Source organism: Streptomyces phaeochromogenes (assembly GCF_001418655.1).
GTDB lineage: Bacteria > Actinomycetota > Actinomycetes > Streptomycetales > Streptomycetaceae > Streptomyces > Streptomyces phaeochromogenes.
The window spans coordinates 37,198-59,108 of the sequence record NZ_LIQZ01000014.1; the positions used below are offsets into that span (position 1 = coordinate 37,198).

Genomic DNA, 21,911 nt, shown 5'->3' on the forward strand with positions numbered 1-21,911 from the left:
GATGCTCCTGAAAACATGTCAGGAACTCCCAAACCGGGCAGAACTCATGGCAGTTCGGTTCCCCTGACGGAGCGTCGTCCGAGCAGTCGAACGCCCCCTGGCCTGCGGTCGGACCGCGGGCCAGGGGGCGTCTTCGGTTACGCGGGTGCTCAGCCCTCGTCGGTGGAGGCCGTGACGGTGGACGGAGTCTGCTGCTCCGCCGCCGCGGTCTTCTTCGACGTCGACTTCGTGGCCGTCTTGGCGGTCTTCGCCGTCTTCTTGGCCACGGTCTTCTTGGCGGCCGTCTTCTTGGCCGTCGTCGTCTTCTTCGCGGCAGCCTTCTTCGCGGGCGCCTTCTTGGCCGCCTTACGGGCCGTCTTCTTGGCCGGGGCCTCTCCGTCGCCGGACGCCTCCGCGGGGGCCTCGGCAGGCGCCTCGGCGGCCTCCGTCCGGGCTTCCGCGGGAGCCTCCGCCGAGGCCGAGGGGACGACCATGACGGCCGTCTCCGCGGACGCGGTGGGAGCGGTGGCCTTACGGACCGCACGGCGGCGCGCCCGCGGCGGGGCGGCGCTGTCCGTGGCGGGCTCCGGCTGCGACTCCGCGACCGGCTCCGCCTTGGGCTCGACGGGCGCGGCGACCGGCTCGGTGACGGTCACCACGGTCTCCTCCGCGGCCTTGGGCGAACCGGCCGGCGCGGTGGCCTTGCGGGTCGCCCGACGGCGCGTACGCCCCTTGGGAGCGGCGTCCTCGACGGCGGGGGCCGCGGCAGCCGGGGCCTCGACCACCGGGTCCTCGGCGGCGACGGGCTCGGCCTGCGCGGCGGCGGCCTGCTCCTGCCGCACGGGACGCTCGGTCTCGTCCTCCGACGTCACGGACTGGGCCGTAGGAACCTCCGAGCGGCGCTCGGACCGACGGCTCTCGGACCTCGGCGCACCCGCCGGGGCCGACGCGCGCCGGCCGGCACGACGCCGCGAACGGCCACGCGTGGCCGCGGCCTCCGCCTCGGCGGCACTGCTGTAGAGATCCTCGTCCGGTACGAACTCGGGCTCGGGCAGCGCGAGCGGCTCGGCGGCCTCCGCGGCGACCTCGGCCGCCGTCTCGTCCGGCTCGGCCGTCTCCGCCTCGTGCGTGTGCTCGTGGTCGTGGTCGTGGGTCTGCTCGGCGCCGCCACGGCCGCGCTTCTTGCGCTTGCCGCCGCCTCCCGCGGAGGTCGGCTGCTCCATGTGCACGATCACGCCACGGCCGTTGCAGTGGACGCAGGTCTCGGAGAACGACTCCAACAGGCCCTGACCGACCCGCTTGCGGGTCATCTGGACGAGGCCCAGCGAGGTCACCTCGGCGACCTGGTGCTTCGTACGGTCGCGTCCCAGGCACTCCAGGAGGCGGCGCAGCACCAGATCGCGGTTGGACTCCAGGACCATGTCGATGAAGTCGATGACGACGATGCCGCCGAGGTCGCGCAGCCGCAGCTGGCGCACGATCTCCTCGGCCGCCTCCAGGTTGTTCCTGGTGACCGTCTCTTCGAGGTTGCCGCCCTGACCGGTGAACTTGCCGGTGTTGACGTCGATGACGATCATCGCTTCGGTCTTGTCGATGACCAGCGAACCGCCGCTCGGCAGCCAGACCTTGCGGTCCAGCGCCTTGGCGAGCTGCTCGTCGATCCGGTACGTCGCGAAGACGTCGACCTCGGAGGTCCACCTCGACAGGCGGTCGGCCAGGTCGGGGGCGACATGGGCGACGTACCCGTGGATGGTCTCCCACGCCTCGTCGCCGCTCACGATGACCTTGGTGAAGTCCTCGTTGAAGATGTCGCGGACGACGCGGACGGTCATGTCCGGCTCGCCGTAGAGCAGCGTCGGGGCGTTCGAACCGCCGCCGCCCTTCGCCTTCTTCTGGATGTCCTCCCACTGCGCCTGCAGCCGCTCGACGTCACGGCGCAGCTCGTCCTCGCTCGCGCCCTCGGCGGCGGTGCGCACGATGACGCCCGCGTCCTCGGGGACGATCTTCTTGAGGATGGTCTTCAGACGCGCGCGCTCGGTGTCGGGCAGCTTGCGGCTGATGCCGGTCATCGAGCCCTCGGGCACGTAGACCAGGTAGCGGCCGGGGAGGGACACCTGGCTGGTGAGGCGGGCGCCCTTGTGGCCGATCGGGTCCTTGGTGACCTGCACGAGGACCGACTGGCCGGACTTCAGGGCGCTCTCGATGCGGCGGGGGCCGTTGGCCATGCCCAGCGCCTCGAAGTTGACCTCACCGGCGTACAGCACGGCGTTGCGGCCCTTGCCGATGTCGATGAAGGCGGCCTCCATCGACGGCAGCACGTTCTGGACCTTGCCCAGGTAGACGTTGCCGACGTACGAGGTGGCCTGCTCCTTGTTGACGTAGTGCTCGACGAGCACACCGTCCTCCAGGACGCCGATCTGGGTGCGCTCGCCGCTCTGGCGGACGACCATCACGCGCTCGACGGCCTCACGGCGGGCCAGGAACTCGGCCTCGGTGATGATCGGAACGCGGCGGCGGCCCTGCTCGCGCCCCTCGCGGCGGCGCTGCTTCTTGGCCTCCAGACGGGTCGAGCCCTTGATGGACTGCACCTCGTCCGAGGCGTCGGCCCGCTCTTGGTTCTTGCTGCGCGGCTCACGGACCTTGACGACCGTGCGCTCGGGGTCGTTGTCGCCCGACTCCGCCTCGCCGGAGGAGTCACCGGCGCGACGACGGCGGCGGCGACGGCGACGGCTGCTGCTGGAGCCGCCCGCCTCCTCGCGCTCGTCCTCGGCGTCCTCTTCGGTCTGCTCGGCGGTGTCCTCGGCGTCCTGGGCAGCCTGCTCGGACCGCTCGGTCTCCTCGCCGTCGTCACCCTCGGCCGAGTCGCCGTCCGCCTCGGCGGACTCGCCCCGGCGGCGGCGACGGCCGCCACGGCGGCGCCGACGGCGCGAACCGGTCTCCTCGCCGTCGTCACCCTCGGCGGAGTCGTCGGCGGTGTCCTCCGCGGACTCCTCGTCGACGGGCTCCTCCTCGGACTCGGGGGCCTCCGCCACGGGGGCGGCGGGCTCCTCGGCCTTGCGGCGGCGGCGCCTGCGCGGTCCGCCGGTCTCCTCCTCGGCGACGGGGGCCGCGGCCTCCTGGACCGGCTCCACGACGTCCTCGGGCTCCTCGGCGGCCTCGGCAGCGGCGGCGGCAGCCGCGCGCTCCGGCGTCTGGAACATCGGCTCGGTGAACACGGGCGCCTGGAACACGGCGACCGCGGGGCGCGCGGGGCGCCGCGAGGAGTCCTTCCCGGTCTCCGCGCTCTTGTCCGGCGGGGGCGCGGCGAAGCCTCCGGCGGCCTTGCGCGTGGCACGGCGGCGGGCGCGGCGCGGGGCGCCGTCCTCGACGTCGGTGGTGGTGTCGGCCTCGGGGGCCCGGTCGTTCTTGGCAGCGGCCACGGGGGCCTCCCTGCGCTCGTCGCGGACATCGGCCTCGACGGGCTCGGTCGCGGTGGGGGTCTCGGCGCGCTCCGCCTCGGGCGGGGTGGCGCGGCGGGCGGGCTCGGCGGGCGCCGTCGCGGCTACCTCTGCCTCGGCCTGCGGCGCACCGGTGGGCGCGGTGGCCCGACGGGTGGCCCGGCGGCGGGTACGGCCCTTGGGGGCGGCGTCCTCGGCCTCGACGGCCGACGCCTCTTCGGCTTCGGCGGCGGCCGGGGCGGGGGCCGGGGTCACGATGGCCTCGGTGTTGTTCTCCGACGGCGCGTGCGCGGCGCCGGAGCGGCCTCCTCGGCCACGGGCTCGGCGACGGGCGTCTCGGGCTCCGCCTGTACGGCAACGGCAGGAGCGGCGGCGACGGCCTCTTCGGTCACGGCAGTCGCGGCGGTTTCGTCGGTCGCGGCGCTCTGAGCCGTCTCGGCGGCCTGCGGCGCACCGGCGGGAGCGGACGCACGACGGGTGGCCCGACGGCGCGTACGCGGCGCCGGAGCGGCCTCCTCGGCCGCGGGCTCCGCCTCTACGCCAGGTGCGGCGGCCTCAGCTGCGGGCGCGACGGTGACAGACGTCTCAGTGGCCTTCTCGGCGGTCACCGCTTCAGCGGCCACAGCCGCCTCTTCGGTCTCCTCCGGCTCCTCCGTCGCGAGATCGGTGGAGCTCACGGCCGGTATGGCCGGCGCGGTGGTCTCGGCCACGCTCTCGCCCTCGGGGTTCCCGGAGGGCGGGCCCGCGGGGCGGGACGCGGCGCGACGACGCCTGCGCGGCGGCAGCGTGTCGCTGGGGGTGCTGTTCTCGGAGCCCTTGGAGGGCTCAGCGGGTTCGGTCGGTTCGAGCATGCGGGTGGATCTCCCGTCAGGCTCCCGGGCGCCGCGGATCCGGTGACGTCCGCGGCTCGCGCGATGCGCGGTGCCGCCGTCCGGGGCGCGGGCGCCGCACGGGAGCTCTCTGTGTCCTGTCTCGCCGGTTCCGTACGCCATGTGTGCGTACGGCCTGGCGAAAGTCTTCTGGTCGGTGCGCTGCCCGAACCAGGTGGCTCCCGGATACGAGGGCGGCGCTTCGACGTACGTCCTTACGCGGGACCTTCCTTACGCCGGCGCCTTCGCGGCGGCAGCGGTCGCGTCCCCAGGAAAAGCATCTGAGGCGGCAGCCACTGCCTCGCGGTCGGGCGCGAGCGGGTCGGTCACCGTGCCGGTCTCTTCATCGAAAAGCCCCTGCGCCAGCCTGATCACCCCTGCGGGGACCGGCGGCGCCAGGTCGGCCACAGCTCGGAGACCGGACAGGACGTCGTCAGGTCGAACGGCAGGCGTCACGTGCCGAACAACCAGCCGCAGTATCGCACAGGCCTGGTCGGTCGGCCTATCAGCCTGTGGACTGTGCGTCTCAGACTGTGACTTCTGCGCCTCCGGTTGTGCTGTGTGCGCCTCCAGGCTCACGACTGCGCCGCGGGCGTCGAAGGTGCGCATGCCGTTCTTCATCTTGCGCTGGACCTCGACTGTCTCGGCCGACGTGAAGGCGTCGACCGCGCGCTCCGCGTCCTCCGGGGTCACGCCGTCGAGGCGCAGTTCCCATACGGACGCGGTGAGCCGGTCGGCGAGACCCGACGTACGGGCCTCCACGGCGTCGATGATGTCGAGCCCGACAGGCATCGACTCGTCGAGGAGCAGTCGCAGCTTCTCGGGGTCGCGCGCGTCGGTGAGCGCGATCTCCAGGTACTCGGCCTCACTGCCCGTGCCGGTGGGTGCGGCATTGGCGTACGACACCTTCGGGTGTGGGGTGAACCCCGCCGAGTACGCCATGGGCACCTCGGCGCGGCGCAGCGCACGCTCGAAGGCACGCTGGAAGTCGCGGTGGCTGGTGAACCGGAGGCGGCCTCGCTTGGTGTAGCGCAGTCGGATGCGCTGCACCGCGGGTGCGGGCGGCGGGCCTTCGGGCTGTCGCTTGCCCAGTGTCGTTCAGTCCTTCGTGAGAGCGGTCGTACTGCTACCTAGAGTACGTGCCTCGGCGCCCACAGGTTCCCCTCGGGAGCGGTCCGGCCCGGACTGCGGGCCGCCGCCGGGCTTGGCCAGGCGCACCGGCTCGGGCTCGCTCCGGGGCTTGGCCAGGGCGACCGGCTCGGGTTCGCGCGGCGCTCCGAACAGCATGCGCCGGATGTCGGCCCGGGTCTCCCGCGCCGTCTGACGGGCGCTCGCGAGGGCCTGCCGGGTGGTCCGGCCCACGCTCCGGGCGACCTCCGCCGCGGGCCGCCAGACGGCGTCCCGTACGAGGTGTCCGACGGGGGTGAGCACGCTCTTGTACGCCCATCGCACCGGCTCCACGAAGATCCACCGGAAGAGTCGCCCGAGGAAGCGTCCGACGGCCAGGGAGATGTATCCGGCGACGCGCCACGCGTGCCCCAGTGCCTCGCCGATCTCCCGGGCGACTACGGCGATGCCCCGCCCGACGGGTGCGAGTACCCAGCGCCACAGGGCGACGGCGGGCACGACGAAGATCCACCGCAGGAGCGTCCCGACGACCATGGCGATCCAGGTCGCCCCCGCCCAGATCCCACGCCCGATCCATGTCATGGCGGCCCACAGCCCTGCGCCGATCCATGTGATGCCGGCCCACAGACCACGCGCGACCCATACGACACCGGCCCAGAGACCCAGGGCAGCCCATGTCACGCCCGCCCACACACCGCGGCCGACCCATGTGATGGCGGCCCACAGCCCCAGCGCGGCCCAGGCAAAACCCCGCCCGGTCGGCGCGAGCAGCGCCCGGTACAGCCATCGGGCGGGAGCGACGACCGACACCCGCCACAGCCAGGCGCACCCGGCCCCGATCCCCCGCAGTGCCCACACCACTCCGTGTCCGACGGGCGTCAGCACCCGCTCGTACAACCAGATGGCGGGGACGACGAGCAGCACCTTCCCGAGCCAGGCGAGGGCGCCGCCCAGCGGCAGGGCCACGTACCGCCAGAGCCCCACCCACGGCCAGACGAACACCAGCTTGCCCAGCCACGCCAGGGCGTACCCGAGGCCGGTCAGCACCCACGCGACGACGGTCGCGATCCCCTCGACCAGCCACACGAGGGCCCGCCCCACGGGCGCGAACACCCACATGAACGCCCGCCCCAGGGGCCGGAACAGCGCGTCCTTGAGGAGACGCCCACCGACAACCAACGCGTCCCACACCATCCGTACCGGCACGACCAGCACCAGCACCACGATCCGCACCGGAATACGGATCGCGACGGCGAGACAGCCCTCGGGAGCGGCGTCCTGCCGCCGCACGGGCACACCGTGTGCACCGGATGCCGCAGGCGCCACGGGCAACTCGGGCTGCGCGGACGTCCCATGCGGCACGGCCATCCCACGCGGCACAGACGACTCACGCGGCGCGGGCGACGGCGACTTCTCCAGGTCCATATCAACGAGGACGCATCAATGGCCCGTAAGGATGCAGAACCACAGCTTTCCGCCTCGCTCGTCCTCGGCCTCTCCACACCGGACCAAAGCCTGTGGACCGGTCCGGTGTGGGCGTCGGCCTGTGCCGGGGGGGCTAGTCCACATCGATCCCGTACTCCCGAATGAGTTCCTCCAGACCACCCCTGTATCCCTTGCCGCCGAGTACGAAGTCCCAGTCGCCGCCGGTTCGGCGGCGGAAGGAGCCCAGGACCAGCGCGGTCTCGTCGGCGCGGCCGTCGGAGACGTCGAGGCGGCCCAGCTCGGTTCCCGAGGCGTCCGACAGGCGGATGCCCGCCTCGGTGAAGCCGGAGAGGTCCGCTTCGGGGTTGATCTCGGGGTCGACGGCGGCGACGAGGACGAGCCGGTCGGCCCGCTCGGGCAACGCGTCGAAGGACACCCCGATCGCCGCCTTGTCCGGTGCGGCGGCGGCGAGTGCGCGGACCGTGCCGTCCGGTGTCCGCGGGTTGTTGAAGAAGACGAAGTGCTCGTCGCTCAGTACCTGGTTGCCGTGGCAGACGAGCGCGCAGACGTCCAGGGCGACCTGGCCGGTCCAGAACATGCCCAGCCTGTTGTGGTCGCCCGTCCCGTCCTCGTCGGCGCCCGGTGTACGTCCCTCCGGTGTGCGTCCTTCCGGTGTGCGCTGGGCGGGAATCGGGCTGCCTGAGTTTCCGAGGCGCCCGCGCAGCCCGTGCCGGTGCAGGAGGTCGACGAGTTCGTTGCCCGCGACGAGTTCCAGGGGCTTGCCGTTGGCGAAGGTGTGCGAACCCGGGCCGAAGCCGGACGTCGTGACGAGTACGCCCTTGTTGGCGCCCGCGTCCTGGACCGTGCCGAACAGGTCGCGGACGGCGGTGGGCGGCACGGTGTTGCGGTAGCGCTTCACCTGCACGACGATCTTGCCGCCCCGGATCGGCGTCGGGTCCAGCGCGTCGACGTCCACACCGCCGTCGTTCGACCGCTGGGTCGTCACGGCCTGCATGCCCATGGCCCGGAAGAGCTCCGCGACCAGCGACTCGAAGGCGACCGGGTCCATCTCGTACAGATCCGGCTCCTCGTCGCCCCCGTGGGTGACGACGCCGTTGCCGACGTCCTCGGGCCGCCGGCCGGGCCGTACGACCGCACGCTGGTCGGGCCGTGCCGACAGCTGCCCCCGTAAGCCGTCCACCAGGCAGTCGACGGCGCTGACCTGCTCCAGACGGAGCCCCGTGAAGACGGAGCGGGACGCCATGACCGTGGCCAGGAAGATCCGCGCCTGCCTGCCCGTCGCCGGGTCGTGGTCGTCGACGAAGCCGTTGAGCGCCACCGACTCCAGCGCCCCGAACTCGTCCGCCGCGAAGAGATCGTGCAGGACGAGGAGCACGCACTGCGCGAGCACATCCCGGTAGAGCACGCGGCGCTGGGAAGCCGGCCGGGGCGCCTCTTTGTCCTGATCGGCGCCGGGCATGTACCGCACGAGCTTCACCTCGGGGACGACGTCGTACCCGGGCAGCTCCCAGTTGAGCACCAGCTGTCGCGCGGGCGAGTCGTACGCAGCCGTCACCTGGCGCGGCAGGTCCTCGGGCCACGCGGAGGAGGCGTACAGGGCGGCGGAGAAGTACTCCACCACGGCCTCGGGGTCACCCTCGCGGAGCCCGGCGGCCATCTCGGCGACACCGGCGTTGTGTTGACGGATCTCACTCAACCGGTCGTCGGCCCACTGCTCGTACTGCCGCTGATAGGCGGCCAGTTGCTGCAGTCGCTGCCCCTCCGCCGCCTGCGCGGCCTGCCAGTCACGCTCGAACCGGGCCCGCGCCTCCGCCTGCGCCTGGGCCCGCCGACCGGCACCGAGCCCCCAACCACCCTGCGCCTGATACTGGTTCGGATCAGGCATCGGCCTCGGATACGCCAGCGGCCCGGGCGCGAAGGGCTCCACCTGCTCGGCGCGGGCGAGTTGCGCGGTCCCGAAGGCCGGCGCCCGGCACCCGGCGGCCAGCAGCCCCCGCAAGGACTCGACCCGCGCGTCCAACTCCTCGGTACGCCGCCTCGCGTCGGCCTCCCGCTGCTGCCGGTACGCGGCCTGATGCTCACGCCGACTGCGCGCCAACTCCCTCTGCTGGGACCGCTGCTGCCGCTCGAACTCCCTCTCCTGCCGCGCCCGCTCCTCCACCTGACGCTGCTGCTGCCGCTGCACCTCGGCCCAGATCCCGACCAACCCATTGGAGCGACGACTCATGCCCTGCAGGCCCTCCCCCACAACTCCGAGGCCCTGCCACCGAACCCCGACCCCACAACTGACCGTAACCAGACGACTCTAGTGCGCGATCACCCGGCTCTCCCCCACTTCCCGGAGGCGCACGGAGCACACGCGGGGCGACTCAGCCCACGATCCGGTTCACCTTCGCCACTTTGCACGTCACTTTCCGCGTGACCTCGTCCTGACCGCCGGCCGTGGTCGTCACCGTCCGACCGGGCGCGACCGTCAGGGACAGGGCGCCGCCCCCTCGGACAGACGCGTCGGCCCACCCGCGGCCGGGGACCTGTCGGTGGCGTCCGCTTGGATGTGCCGCATGACTGTTCACGATGTCGCCCGGGTGCTGCCCGACGTCCCTGCCCTGCGAAATCTCTGCCGGTCCATGGCGATGGTGGAGGCCGTCCTGAACCCCGTTGGCGAGCGGTTCCACTCGTTCAACTCGACGTGGTCGGCGACCGAGGAGCTCGCTTCCATGAGGAACGGGTCGGGTGACGAGTTCGACATCGTCTTCTCGCCCGCCGGCGCATATGTACGGGGCTTCGATCACGAGTCACCGTTCAGTCCCTACCACCACGACGACGTACCCCGGACATGGCCCGGAGTGGTGGACTCCGTGCCCCCGATCTTCCAGCGCTACGTCCACGAACCTGCCTTCACGGACGAGAACGGCACCCCTGTGGTGACGGCGTGCCTGTGGCGCGAGGCCGAGGCCGACCACTGGCAGGCCGGACAGATCGACTTCCCCGACGGCCATCCCGATCCCGACGGTTCCACATGGCTGTTCGAGCTGCTCGTCGACCCGACGCCAGAAGCCTTTCAGGCATTCGGCGAGGACTACTACGAGACCACCATCGCCATCGACGCCGTACGCCACGTCTACGACCTGCGTCCCCTAGACCGGGCCCTGATCAGCAGTCTCAACCCCACGGCATCCGTCGAGGATGTGGCGCAGGAGGCGGCAACGATCGGATACCCGCTCGTGCGAGAGCTCTCGCTCACGACCGACTGATTCTCCGCGACGGGATTCGTCGAATGGCGCCGGCTACCGGGCTCTCCATGCGCTGACGTGTTCAAGGACGTACTCGGCGAGTTCGGTCGGCTGCAGATCGAGCGCTGTCACGGCCGGCACTCGCAGCGCGACACGGACCGGCTCGAAGTCGCCCGTATCGGGGGAATCGAGTTCGGGACCGTGGCGGCGATCCAGCCGCATGTCCAGCAGATCGGCCAGGAAATAGTGCTCCACGACAGTGGTCGCCCCGCCTGGTTCAGTCACGCTCAGTACCTCGGTGACAGGACCGATCCGGGCGCCGATCTCCTCCATGACTTCGCGACGCAGCGCCGCCTCAAGGTCCGCGTCGTCGGGCTCGACGCTCCCGCCGACGGTCGTCCAGTACGGGCCGGCACCCGGCCATCCTCGGCGCAGGAACACCAGATGATCGCCATCGAGCAGAACCGCGCGGACCTTGTGACGGACCTTCATGTTCGCGACGATAGTGCGCCCGTCCCTGGCGAGGAGCTTGAACTGCGTTGGACGCGTACCAGACATCCTTCAATAGCTGGCAGTGCGGTTGAAACTGGTGATGTTGAGCTTGATGCCCTTCGCACTCTTGAGCGTCGTGGGGTACTCGCCCCGGGCGGTCTGGCCGGGTTGCACATCGGTCTCCAGTTGGGAACCGTTCGCAAGTCGGGTGCCGCCGGGGTCGACCGCCTCCCAGTCCCATGAGTAGTCGGACTGCCCGCCACTGCTGTTCTTGATCGTCCAGGCGACCCAGATATCGGTGATACCGGCGTCTGAGCGGTCGTCCAGCTGGAAGCCAATGAGGTCCGCTCGTTCGCCCCGGGGTTCCTGCGTCTTCTCTCGCGACGTCGTGCCGGTGGTGGCCGTACTGGGCGCAGGTGTGGTGCTGTCATTGCCATCCCCCTGCGCGATCACCAGCACAACCACGACGATGACGATCACCACGGCCAGTGCGCCGGAGCACCCCCAGAGACAGGCACGACCCCTCTGCTTCTTCTGAGGTGGCCCAGCGGGAGACGTCCACTGCCCGGACGGGGCAGGACCGCTACCCGGACTTCCCCACCGAGGACCGTCGGCAGGCGGCTCACTCGCCGGCATGTCTGCCTCCTCCGTAGCGGATATCGCCACGCTAGGAAGGCAGAGGGCACCACGCGAACCGAGAGCAGCCACTCAGGTGATGCCATCGCCATCGCCGAGTACGGCTCTCCCAGGCCGTCAGTCCCTCAGAACCACCGCCACCTTGGACTGGTCAGTCGTCGCGCCTCCAGGAGTCGGCAGAGGCGTTCTCAGCGTCTCCCACACCATCCCCCGCCGCCCACTCCGGGCCCCGAGCGCCCCCAGGACGGCAGCCGCCACTTCCTCGCTGCCGTCCCCGCCCCAGGGCCTCTACAACGCGTCCCAACGCCCCACCCACATCAGTGAGCGTGCCCGCTCGTCGCCGCGTCCTTCTTCACCGTCAGGGGGAGCAGCTTCTTGCCGGTGGGGCCGATCTGGATGGAGGTGTCCATCTGCGGGCAGACCCCGCAGTCGAAGCAAGGCGTCCAGCGGCAGTCCTCGACCTCTGTCTCGTCGAGGGAGTCCTGCCAGTCCTCCCAGAGCCAGTCCTTGTCGAGGCCGGAGTCCAGGTGGTCCCAGGGGAGGACCTCTTCGTAGGTGCGCTCGCGCGTCGTGTACCAGTCGACGTCGACGCCGAAGGCGGGGAGCGTCTTCTCGGCGCACCGCATCCAGCGGTCGTACGAGAAGTGCTCGCGCCAGCCGTCGAAACGGCCGCCGTCCTCGTAGACCGCGCGGATCACCGCACCCACCCGCCTGTCACCCCTCGACAGCAGGCCCTCGACGATGCCCGGCTTGCCGTCGTGGTAGCGGAAACCGATCGAGCGGCCGTACTTCTTGTCGCCGCGGATCTTGTCGCGGAGCTTTCCGAGACGTACGTCCGTCTCCTCCGCCGACAGCTGCGGGGCCCACTGGAAGGGGGTGTGGGGCTTGGGGACGAAGCCGCCGATCGACACCGTGCAGCGGATGTCGTTCTGGCCGGAGACCTTGCGGCCCTCGGCGATCACGTTCATCGCCATGTCCGCGATCTGGAGGACGTCCTCGTCCGTCTCCGTCGGCAGGCCGCACATGAAGTACAGCTTCACCTGGCGCCAGCCGTTGCCGTACGCCGTGGAGACCGTCCTGATCAGGTCCTCTTCCGAGACCATCTTGTTGATGACCTTGCGCATGCGCTCCGAGCCGCCCTCGGGCGCGAAGGTGAGACCGGACCTGCGCCCGTTGCGCGTCAGCTCGTTCGCCAGGTCCACGTTGAAGGCGTCCACGCGGGTCGACGGGAGGGACAGACCGATCTTGTCCTCCTCGTACCGGTCCGCCAGGCCCTTCGCGATGTCGCCGATCTCCGAGTGGTCGGCCGACGACAACGACAGCAGGCCTACCTCCTCGAAGCCCGTCGCCTTCAGGCCCTTCTCCACCATGTCGCCGATGCCCGTGATGGAGCGCTCGCGCACCGGGCGGGTGATCATGCCCGCCTGGCAGAAGCGGCAGCCGCGCGTGCAGCCGCGGAAGATCTCGACCGACATGCGCTCGTGGACCGTCTCCGCGAGCGGGACGAGCGGCTGCTTCGGGTAAGGCCACTCGTCCAGGTCCATGACCGTGTGCTTCGACACCCGCCACGGGACACCCGACTTGTTCGGGACCACGCGGGCGATACGGCCGTCGGCGAGGTACTCGACGTCGTAGAACGCCGGGATGTACACCGATCCCGTCTTCGCGAGGCGGAACAGGACCTCCTCACGGCCGCCCGGCTGCCCCTCCGCCTTCCAGGCGCGGATGATGTCGGTCATGTCGAGCACGGCCTGCTCGCCGTCGCCGATGATCACCGCGTCGACGAAGTCGGCGATCGGCTCGGGGTTGAAGGCCGCGTGGCCGCCGGCCAGCACGATCGGGTCGTCGAGCGTGCGGTCCTTGGACTCCAGCGGGATGCCCGCCAGGTCCAGGGCGGTCAGCATGTTCGTGTAGCCCAGCTCCGTGGAGAAGGACAGGCCGAACACGTCGAAGGCCTTCACCGGGCGGTGGCTGTCCACCGTGAACTGCGGGACCCGGTGCTCGCGCATGAGCTCCTCCAGGTCCGGCCACACGCTGTACGTGCGCTCGGCGAGGACGCCCTCCCGCTCGTTCAGGACCTCGTAAAGGATCATGACGCCCTGGTTGGGAAGTCCGACCTCGTACGCGTCCGGGTACATGAGTGCCCAGCGGACGTCAGTGGTCTCCCAGGGCTTGACCGTGGAGTTGAGCTCTCCGCCGACGTACTGGATCGGCTTCTGCACATGCGGGAGCAGAGCTTCGAGCTGCGGGAACACCGATGCAGCGACTTCGGCAGACATCTCGCAAACCTTTGGTGGGGTGAGATCCGACAGGGGTGACCATCCAGCGTAACGTGCGCGGAGCCACCCCTCGTCCGCCGTAACGATCTCGTCCGAGTCCGGGCCGGTCGCCGGGACCGGCCGTCCGGGTCAGCGGAGCACCCCGCTCCTGGTCGTCTCCCACGCCCCCGGCAGCTCGGCCTCGACGCCCTCCGCCGCCCGCTCCTCACGCCCGTACAGCACCCCGTAGGTGAAGGCGTTCTCCCCCGCCGCGTGCGCCTGGGTCGCGACGTCGCGCAGGGCCTCACGGGCCATGACGCTGTCCTGGTGCTCGCCGAGCAGGTTCTGGAGGGACTTCATGTCGCTCGACAGGCTCTTCGCGGGTTTGCCGAGCGCGGGGGTGGCCGCCTCCGCCGCGTACCGGGTGCGCTTGGCCTTCTTGCGGGCCTCGTGGATCGCGAGGTCGCGGTCGGGCCCGGGCGGCAGCTCGATGGCCTCCGAGACCAGGCCGGACAGCTTGTCGAAGTCCTTGCGCACGGCCTTGGAGATCACCCTCTCCGGGTCGCCCGAGGCGGCCTTGAGCAGCGGCGGGGTGGCGAGGAGCGTGTCGAGGGCGGTGAGCAGGTCCAGGTACCGCCTGCCGTCGAGGACCGCGATCAGCCGGCTCCGGGAGCCGGAGCGGCGGGCGTGCGACCAGGTGCGGATCCGGGTGCGGACGGGCCCGATGAGCTGGGCACGCGGGAGTGCGTCGAGGGCGGCCGTGAGCCGATCGGTCAGGACCTCCTGGTCGCGGTCGACGCCCAGCTCCCCGGCCAGCCACTTCAGCTCGTCGCCGATCGGATCGGTGACGGCCCGGTCCAGGACCTTCCCGTACGAGCGAAAGGCGCTGCGCATCCGGCGGGTGGCGACGCGCATGCTGTGCACGGAGTCGTACAGGTCACGCCGGACGGCGGGGTCGAGCTCGATGATCGCGTCGCGCTGGACCCGGACGTACGCGAGGACGTGGTCGCCCGAGGTGACGGGTGCGGCTTCCACGACGGCCTGTTTACGGGGCGCCTGGCCCGTCTCCCCGAGGGCCCTGGCCAGCTTGGACGCCGACTTGGAGCGGGAGACGCCGGCCTTGCGGAGCTTCTTCTCGACCTTGTCGAGGAAGGCGGGGTCGCCGTCGTCGGCCAGCTCGACCTCGATCTCGGTCCATTCGACGGTGCCGTCGCCGCCGCTGAGCCGCTCGGCGTGTACGCGGTCGACGCTGACCTCGGCGAGCAGGCCCCCGGAGTCGTCGACGAGGTGGCGGATGTCGCGGGCCGACTGCAGCCGGACGACGGGGACCAGTTCGGCGTCGCGCACCCGGGAGCGGACGAGTCCGCTGAGCGTCCGGGGCACGGTGTCGGAGAGCGGGGCGTGGATCTCGTCCCGTACGCCCTCGGAGACCGGCAGTTTCAGGTGCCAGCCCGCGTCGTCGCCCCCGGTGCGGCGGCGCAGGGTGAGGGACGCGGCGGCGAGCCGTTGATCGGGCGTGTCGTAGTAGGTCGCGTCGAGTTCGGCGACGCCCTTGTCGATGACGGCCGAGACGCCGGAGACCCGTGTCAGGTCCGGCAGATCCGACAGTCCGGCGCTCTCATCGGCTTCGTATTTACGCTCGATCTCCCGCTTCGTGTCCGCCATGAACCGAATCTAGTCGCGAATCCGGTTCATGGGCAGACCCCGAAAGTCCGCTAGGCCGACATCGGCCGTTGGACCCGGATCGATTGCAGGAGCCCCACGGCCACCCAGACGGCGAACATCGACGAGCCTCCGTACGACACGAAAGGCAGTGGTAGACCGGCCACCGGCATGATGCCGAGGGTCATGCCGACGTTCTCGAAGGACTGGAAGGCGAACCAGGCGATGATCCCGGCGGCGACGATCGTGCCGTACAGCTCGGTCGTCTCGCGGGCGATGCGGCAGGCCCGCCACAGCACGATGCCCAGCAGGACCAGGATCAGTCCGGCGCCGACGAAGCCGAGCTCCTCGCCCGCGACCGTGAAGACGAAGTCCGTCTGCTGCTCGGGCACGAACTGGCCGGTGGTCTGCGAACCCTTGCCGAGGCCGGTGCCGAAGAGACCGCCAGAGCCGATCGCGATACGCGCCTGGTTGGTGTTGTAGCCGACGCCCGCCGGGTCGAGCTCGGGGTTGGCGAAGGCCGCGAAGCGGTTGATCTGGTACTCGTCGAGGATCTTGAGCTGCCAGACCGCGATCGCGCCGAGGGCGCCGGCGCCGATCAGCCCGAAGACCCAGCGGTTGGAGGCGCCGGAGGCGAGCAGCACGCCGAGCACGACAATCACCATGACCATGACCGAGCCGAGGTCGGGCATGAGCAGGACGATCAGTATCGGTACGGCGGCCAGGCCGAGCGCCTGGAGGACCGTGCGGTGGTCGGGGTAGGGCTTGTCGCCGGCGTCGACCCGGGCCGCGAGCAGCATCGCCATGCCCAGGATGATCGTGATCTTCACGAACTCGGAGGGCTGGAGCGAGAAGCCGCCGCCGATGACGATCCACGCGTGCGCGCCGTTGATGGTCGCGCCGAGCGGGGTCAGCACAAGGAGGATCAGGAAGACGGAAAGGCCGTACAGGATCGGTACGGCCGTGCGCAGGGTGCGGTGGCCGAGCCAGACCGTGCCGATCATCAGGGCGAAGCCGATGCCCGTGTTGAGCAGATGCCGGAACAGGAAGTAGTACGGGTCGCCCTGGTTGAGCTCGGTGCGGTTGCGGGTCGCCGAGTAGACGAGGGCCGCACCGATCAGGGAGAGCGCGATGGCCGAGAACAGTATCGGCCAGTCGAGCCTGCGGGCCAGCGAGTCGCGGGCGAACAGCCGCGACAGGCTGGAGCGTTCGGGCCCGTATCCGGAGACGGAGAATCCGTTCGAGCCGGTCATGTGAGCGTCCTCCGCCTCTTCTTCGGGCGGGCCGAGCGCCTTCGGGTGTCGCGGTTGTTGCCGGCGTTGGGGTCGGGCACGGTGGCGGCCGGGTCGTCACCGTTCACCGGCTGCTGCCCGCCCTCCTCGGAGGCCTGCTCCTTCTTGGCCGGGTACTTCTCGACCTTCGGGGAGTCGATCGAACCGTCCTTCTCGATCTTCGGCAGGTTCTTCTGCGGGTCGTAGAGCAGGGCCTTCTTCTTGTCGATCGCGCCGTCCTCGGAGACGCCGTACAGCGCGTTGTAGATGTTGCGCACGGCGGGGCCCGAGGCGCCGGAACCCGTACCACCCTGGGAGATGGTCATGACGACCGAGTAGTCCTTGGTGTACGTCGTGAACCACGAGGTCGTCTGCTTGCCGTAGACCTCGGCCGTACCCGTCTTGGCGTGCATCGGGATCTTGTCCTGCGGCCAGCCGCCGAACCGCCAGGCGGCCGTACCGCGGGTCGCGACTCCCGCGAGGGCACCGTCTATCTCGTCGCGCGTCTTGCGCGTCATCGGCAGCTTGCCGTGCGACTTGGGCTTGATCTCCTGGACGGTCTTGCCGTCGGGGCTGATGATCGCCTTGCCGACGGTGGGGTCGTAGAGGGTGCCGCCGTTGGAGATCGCCGAGTAGATCGTCGCCATCTGGATCGGGGTGACGAGCGTGTCGCCCTGGCCGATCGAGTAGTTGACGGAGTCACCGGCACGCATCCGGTTGCCTTCGAGGCAGTTCTCGTACGCGATCTGCTGGGCGTACGAGCCGCCCTTCTTGCCGTACTTGCACCAGGCGTCCTTGTTGGCCTTCCAGTAGTCCTGCTTCCACTGGCGGTCGGGGACGCGGCCGGCGACCTCGTTCGGCAGGTCGATGCCGGTCTCCTTGCCGAGGCCGAACTGGTGGGCCGTCTTGTAGAACCAGTCCTTGGCGTTCTTCTTCGGCTTGGTGCCGCCGTCCCGCTTCCACTCCTCGTGGGAGAGCCGGTAGAAGACGGTGTCGCAGGAGACCTCAAGGGCGCGGCCCAGGCTGATCGGGCCGTACCCCTTGGACTCGAAGTTGTTGAAGACCTGGCCGCCGATGGAGTACGAGCTGGAGCACTCGTAGGGGCCGTTGAAGGAGTAGCCCGCGTTGACCGCGGCGGCGGTCGGGATGACCTTGAAGACGGAGCCGGGGGCCGACTGGCCCTGGATCGCGCGGTTCAGGAGCGGGTAGTTGGAGCCCTTGCCGGTGAGCTTGGTGTAGTCCTTGCCGGAGATGCCGCCGACCCAGGCGTTCGGGTCGTACGACGGGTTGGACGCCATCGCGACGACGCGGCCGGTCTTGGCCTCCATGACGACGACCGCTCCGGAGTCGGCCTTGTAGTTCTCGCCGGTGTTGTCGTCGAACACGTCGCGGGCGTCCTTCATCGCCTCGTTCAGCTCGTACTCGGCGACGCGCTGGACGCGGGAGTCGATGCTGGTGACGACGTTGGCGCCGGGCTGTGCCTCGTCGCTCTTGGCCTGGCCGATGACGCGGCCGAGGTTGTCGACCTCGTAGCGGGTGACGCCGGCCTTGCCGCGCAGTTCCTTGTCGTACTCGCGCTCCAGGCCGGAGCGGCCGACCTGGTCGGAGCGCAGATACGGCGACGCGGTGTCCTTGGCCTTGGTGATCTCCTCGTCGGTGACGGGCGAGAGATAGCCGAGGACCTGCGCGGTGTTCGCCTCACCGGGGGCGGCGTAGCGGCGGACGGCCATCGGTTCGGCGGTGATGCCGGGGAAGTCCTCGGCGCGCTCGCGGATCTGCAGGGCCTGCTTGGCCGTGGCCTCGTCGGTGATGGGGATCGGCTGGTAGGGCGAGCCGTTCCAGCACGGCTGCGGCGTCTTCGAGTCGCACAGCCGGACCTTGTCCAGGACGTCCTTGGCCTTCAGGCCGAGGACGCGCGCGAGCTTGGTGAGGACGGCGTCGCCGTCGTCCTTCATCTTCAGCAGGTCGGTGCGGGACGCGGAGACCACGAGCCGCGTCTCGTTGTCGGCGATCGGCACCCCGCGGGCGTCCAGGATCGAGCCGCGCACGGCGGGGCTGACGACCTGCTGGACGTGGTTGCCGGAGGCCTCCTTGGCGTACTCGTCGCCGTTGCGGATCTGGAGGTACCACAGGCGCCCGCCGAGGGTGCCCAGGAGCGAGAGCACGAGGATCTGGATGACGACGAGCCGGATCTGGACCCGTGGGGTCCGGCCGGTCTCCGGGATGTTGGTCACTGCTCCCCCTCCCTCAGCTCATACGGTGTGCTGTCGTCGTGAGAGCCCATCCGATGTGCAGTTGTTGTCGCGAGCGCCGCTCTCACAGCCGCTTGACCCCCTTGATGCGTCCCGCGCGCGCGACGCGCGCCCTGGCCGCCTTGACTCTCAGGCCGCCGCGCTGGCTGCCGATGCTCAGGCCCGTGCCGGAGGACAGCCAGCCCGCGGTGACGTCGGGTTTCTTGGCGGAACCACCACCGCCGCCGCCCGCCTCCGCGAGCGGGTCGTTCTCGGCGCGCCGGGCCAGGGCCATGATCCCCGGCACGACGAACGGGGCGAGCAACAGGTCGTACAGGGCGGCCGTGAACAGCAGGCTGCTCAGGCCCACATGGCGGGCCGCGGTGTCGCCGACGAGGGCGCCCACTCCCGCGTACAGAAGGGTGGATCCGACCGCGGCGGCGACGACCACGGCCATCGGGCCGGTCGCGGACTTGAGCTGGCCGTGATCGGGCTTGGCGAGTCCGGCGAGGTAGCCGATGACGCACAGCACGAGGGCGTAGCGCCCGGCTGCGTGGTCGGCGGGCGGGGCCAGGTCGGCGAGCAGGCCCGCCCCGAAGCCGACGAGGGCGCCGCCGACGTGGCCGTAGACCAGGGCGAGGCCGAGGACGGTGAGCAGCAGCAGGTCGGGCACGGCGCCCGGCAGGTGGAGCCGGGCGAGAACGCTCACCTGGATGACCAGGGCAACGACCACGAGAGTGGTGGAGAGCAGCATTCGGTTGAAGCGCATGGGATTCAGCTCCTACTTCCTACTGCTCTTGCTGCAGACCGTCGGCGGGCGCGTTCGCCGAGGGGGTGACCGTCACGGTCACGGTCGGCGTGGGCGTTGGCTCTGGTTTGGGCGGCAGCACGTCGTCACGCGGGTCCTTGCGCGGGGCCTGGACCACGACGCCGACGATGTCGAGCTTGGTGAAGGACACGTACGGCGTGACGTAGAGCGTGCGGGTCAGGTCACCGCCGGAGGGGTCGACGCGGGACACGATGCCCACGGGCACTCCGGGCACGAACGGCCGGTCGGCCTGGGATCCGAAGGTGACGAGCCGGTCGCCCTTCTTGATCTTGGCCTTGCCGTTGAGCAGCTCCACGCGCAGCGGGCGGTCCCCCTGGCCGGAGGCGAAGCCCAGCTCGTCGGTGGCCTCCATACGCGTGCCGACCGTGAAGTCGGGGTCGTTGGCGAGCAGCACGGTCGCGGTGTTGGGCCCCACGGTGGTGACGCGGCCGACCAGCCCGTCCCCGTTCAGGACGGTCATGTCGCGCTTGATGCCGTCGTTCGCGCCGACGTCGATGGTCACGGTCCAGGAGAAACCCTGGGCCGCTCCTATGGCGATGACCTCGGCGCCCTTGATGCCGTACTGCCCGGCGCCGGCCGTCTTGAGGACCTTGTCGAGCTGTTTGAGGCGACTGCGGTTACGGTCGTCGCTGCCCAGCTTCGCCTTCAACGCGGCGTTGTCGCGCTCCAGTTGGGCGATGCGGTCGTGACGGCCACCGGAGCCCTTCACTGCCTCGATCGCGTTGCCGACGGGGTCGACCGCGGAGGACACCCCGTTCTCGATCGGGCCGAAGACCGTGGCGGCGGCCTGCCGGGCACCGTCGACCGGCGAATCCTTGCCACCGCGGATGTCCACCGTGATCAAAGCGAACGCGATGGCGATCAGCAGCACCAAGAGCAGCCGGCTCTCTCGTGTGTCCCTCACGTGCGGCGGCCGTGCCTTCCTCGTCGAATACGTGTGTCGAGTGCGTGTGTCGAATACGTGTATGACTCACCCGGAAAATCCCCGGAGTGCGGACCTGCGGGCGGCGTTATGGGGGAGCTTATGCCTGAATATCAACGATCCGCCGTACGAGAAGGGATCATCCCGTACGGCGGAATCGAAGCGTTACGTCATCTGCGCGGCTGGGCGTCCAGAACCTGCTGGAGCGCCTCGAACTCCTCGACGCACTTGCCGGAGCCGAGCGCCACGCTGTCGAGCGGATCCTCCGCGATATGGATCGGCATGCCGGTCTCGCGACGCAGCCGCTCGTCGAGACCACGGAGGAGGGCGCCACCACCGGTGAGCACGATCCCGCGGTCCATGACGTCGCCGGACAGCTCCGGCGGGCACTTGTCGAGGGTGGTCTTCACCGCGTCGACGATGGCGTTGACGGGCTCCTCGATCGCCTTGCGGACTTCGGCGGCCGAGATGACCACGGTCTTCGGGAGGCCGGAGACCAGGTCCCGGCCGCGGATTTCGGTGTGTTCGTCATTGTCGAGGTCGTACGCGGAACCGATCGTGATCTTGATCTGCTCTGCCGTCCGCTCACCGAGAAGGAGCGAGTACTCCTTCTTGATGTGCTGGATGATCGCGTTGTCCAACTCGTCGCCGGCGACACGGATGGACTGTGCCGTGACGATTCCGCCGAGCGAGATGACCGCGACCTCCGTGGTGCCGCCGCCGATGTCCACCACCATGTTGCCCGTGGCCTCGTGGACCGGCAGGCCGGAGCCGATGGCCGCGGCCATGGGCTCCTCGATGATGTGCACCTGGCGGGCGCCGGCCTGGGACGACGCCTCGATGACGGCACGGCGCTCGACGCCCGTGATGCCCGAGGGCACACAGACGACGACGCGAGGACGCGCGAGATAGCGCCGCTTGTGGATCTTCAGGATGAAGTAGCGGAGCATGCGCTCGGTGATCTCGAAGTCGGCGATGACACCGTCCTTCAGCGGGCGCACGGCAACGATGTTGCCCGGCGTCCGCCCGATCATCTTCTTCGCTTCCGCGCCGACCGCGAGGATGCCACCGGTGTTGGTGTTGATCGCGACGACGGACGGCTCGTTGAGTACGATCCCGCGACCCCTGACGTACACCAGCGTGTTGGCGGTCCCGAGGTCGACAGCCATGTCACGGCCGATGAACGACATTGAGTTCCCCATCAGGATTCGTCTGGCCTTCCCAAGTGGAGCTTTTGATGGCTTTTTAGGTCGGCGAGGGTGAGCGCTGTGACGTGAAGGCTTCCATCGTAGTCTCGCCTGCACGAACACCGCGCGAGGGTCTTCGCCATTGTGACCAGATGACGTGCCGCCCCGCTTCTGGAGACGGTCCATCGGGGGAACGCGTTCCCTCGATCGCCACGCATATGCCAGCCGGCAGCTGCCATTGTGCGCCCCTCCCAGCTCAGAAGCCCAGCCGCCTGACACGCCATCAGAAGATTCTTGGCGGGACGGGGTCCCGGTGGGGCAAATGGGTGGG

General features: G+C 70.1%; 15 protein-coding genes. 1 reads left to right on the forward strand and 14 read right to left on the reverse strand.

The annotated features are described in order from the left end of the window. Positions 1-149 precede the first annotated feature (149 nt). The 5 genes from AOK17_RS02505 to AOK17_RS02520 all read right to left on the reverse strand — a co-directional run bounded on the left by AOK17_RS02505 (position 150) and on the right by AOK17_RS02520 (position 9,086). Positions 150-3,671: an Rne/Rng family ribonuclease gene (locus AOK17_RS02505; RefSeq protein WP_425424587.1), complete on the reverse strand. Its 3,522-nt coding sequence runs from the start codon at positions 3,669-3,671 to the stop codon at positions 150-152. After that, positions 3,668-4,267 (reverse strand): hypothetical protein, encoded by a 600-nt coding sequence (locus AOK17_RS53885; RefSeq protein WP_169801888.1) that lies wholly within the window; start codon positions 4,265-4,267, stop codon positions 3,668-3,670. Before AOK17_RS53885 ends, AOK17_RS02505 begins: the two co-directional genes overlap by 4 nt. A 249-nt stretch (positions 4,268-4,516) precedes the next feature. Beyond that, positions 4,517-5,335 (reverse strand): TIGR03936 family radical SAM-associated protein, encoded by an 819-nt coding sequence (locus AOK17_RS02510; protein WP_055610588.1) that lies wholly within the window; start codon positions 5,333-5,335, stop codon positions 4,517-4,519. 48 nt (positions 5,336-5,383) lie between these two features. Beyond that, positions 5,384-6,838 carry a hypothetical protein gene (locus AOK17_RS02515; protein ID WP_245696986.1) on the reverse strand — a complete coding sequence of 485 codons (1,455 nt, stop codon included), beginning with the start codon at positions 6,836-6,838 and terminating at the stop codon, positions 5,384-5,386. A gap of 133 nt (positions 6,839-6,971) precedes the next feature. Beyond that, complete coding sequence (locus tag AOK17_RS02520; RefSeq protein WP_206190659.1) at positions 6,972-9,086, reverse strand: restriction endonuclease; 2,115 nt, start codon at positions 9,084-9,086, stop codon at positions 6,972-6,974. A 334-nt stretch (positions 9,087-9,420) separates the two neighbouring features. On the opposite strand from AOK17_RS02520, the gene AOK17_RS02525 reads away from it, so the two are divergent. Further along, a complete protein-coding gene (locus tag AOK17_RS02525; RefSeq protein ID WP_055610591.1) occupies positions 9,421-10,113 on the forward strand; it encodes a hypothetical protein in 693 nt (230 codons plus the stop codon). A 33-nt stretch (positions 10,114-10,146) separates the two neighbouring features. On the opposite strand, the gene AOK17_RS02530 is transcribed toward AOK17_RS02525, so the two are convergent. From AOK17_RS02530 to AOK17_RS02570, 9 genes are all read right to left on the reverse strand, one after another. Further along, the gene (locus AOK17_RS02530) at positions 10,147-10,584 is read right to left on the reverse strand and encodes an NUDIX domain-containing protein (protein ID WP_055610592.1); all 438 of its coding nucleotides are present in this window, start codon (positions 10,582-10,584) and stop codon (positions 10,147-10,149) included. A 69-nt stretch (positions 10,585-10,653) separates the two neighbouring features. Continuing rightward, complete coding sequence (locus tag AOK17_RS02535; RefSeq protein WP_055610606.1) at positions 10,654-11,064, reverse strand: hypothetical protein; 411 nt, start codon at positions 11,062-11,064, stop codon at positions 10,654-10,656. 473 nt (positions 11,065-11,537) lie between these two features. Further along, entirely contained in the window at positions 11,538-13,499 is a 1,962-nt protein-coding gene (locus tag AOK17_RS02540; protein WP_055610593.1) for a TIGR03960 family B12-binding radical SAM protein, read from the reverse strand. Positions 13,500-13,628: 129 nt separating this feature from the next. Beyond that, a complete protein-coding gene (locus tag AOK17_RS02545) occupies positions 13,629-15,143 on the reverse strand; it encodes a CYTH and CHAD domain-containing protein (RefSeq protein ID WP_055610594.1) in 1,515 nt (504 codons plus the stop codon). Between the two features lie 50 nt (positions 15,144-15,193). Beyond that, a complete protein-coding gene (rodA, locus tag AOK17_RS02550) occupies positions 15,194-16,393 on the reverse strand; it encodes a rod shape-determining protein RodA (protein WP_055610595.1) in 1,200 nt (399 codons plus the stop codon). Then, on the reverse strand, positions 16,390-18,645 hold the full coding sequence (mrdA, locus tag AOK17_RS02555; protein WP_055610596.1) for a penicillin-binding protein 2: 2,256 nt from the start codon (positions 18,643-18,645) through the stop codon (positions 16,390-16,392). The genes rodA and mrdA overlap by 4 nt, the downstream gene beginning before the upstream one ends. An 82-nt stretch (positions 18,646-18,727) precedes the next feature. Further along, positions 18,728-19,411 (reverse strand): rod shape-determining protein MreD, encoded by a 684-nt coding sequence (gene mreD, locus AOK17_RS02560; protein ID WP_055610597.1) that lies wholly within the window; start codon positions 19,409-19,411, stop codon positions 18,728-18,730. A gap of 19 nt (positions 19,412-19,430) precedes the next feature. Beyond that, the gene (gene mreC / locus AOK17_RS02565) at positions 19,431-20,375 is read right to left on the reverse strand and encodes a rod shape-determining protein MreC (RefSeq protein WP_055610598.1); all 945 of its coding nucleotides are present in this window, start codon (positions 20,373-20,375) and stop codon (positions 19,431-19,433) included. Positions 20,376-20,563: 188 nt separating this feature from the next. Next, a complete protein-coding gene (locus tag AOK17_RS02570) occupies positions 20,564-21,583 on the reverse strand; it encodes a rod shape-determining protein (RefSeq protein ID WP_037747701.1) in 1,020 nt (339 codons plus the stop codon). Between the last annotated feature and the right edge of the window lie 328 nt (positions 21,584-21,911).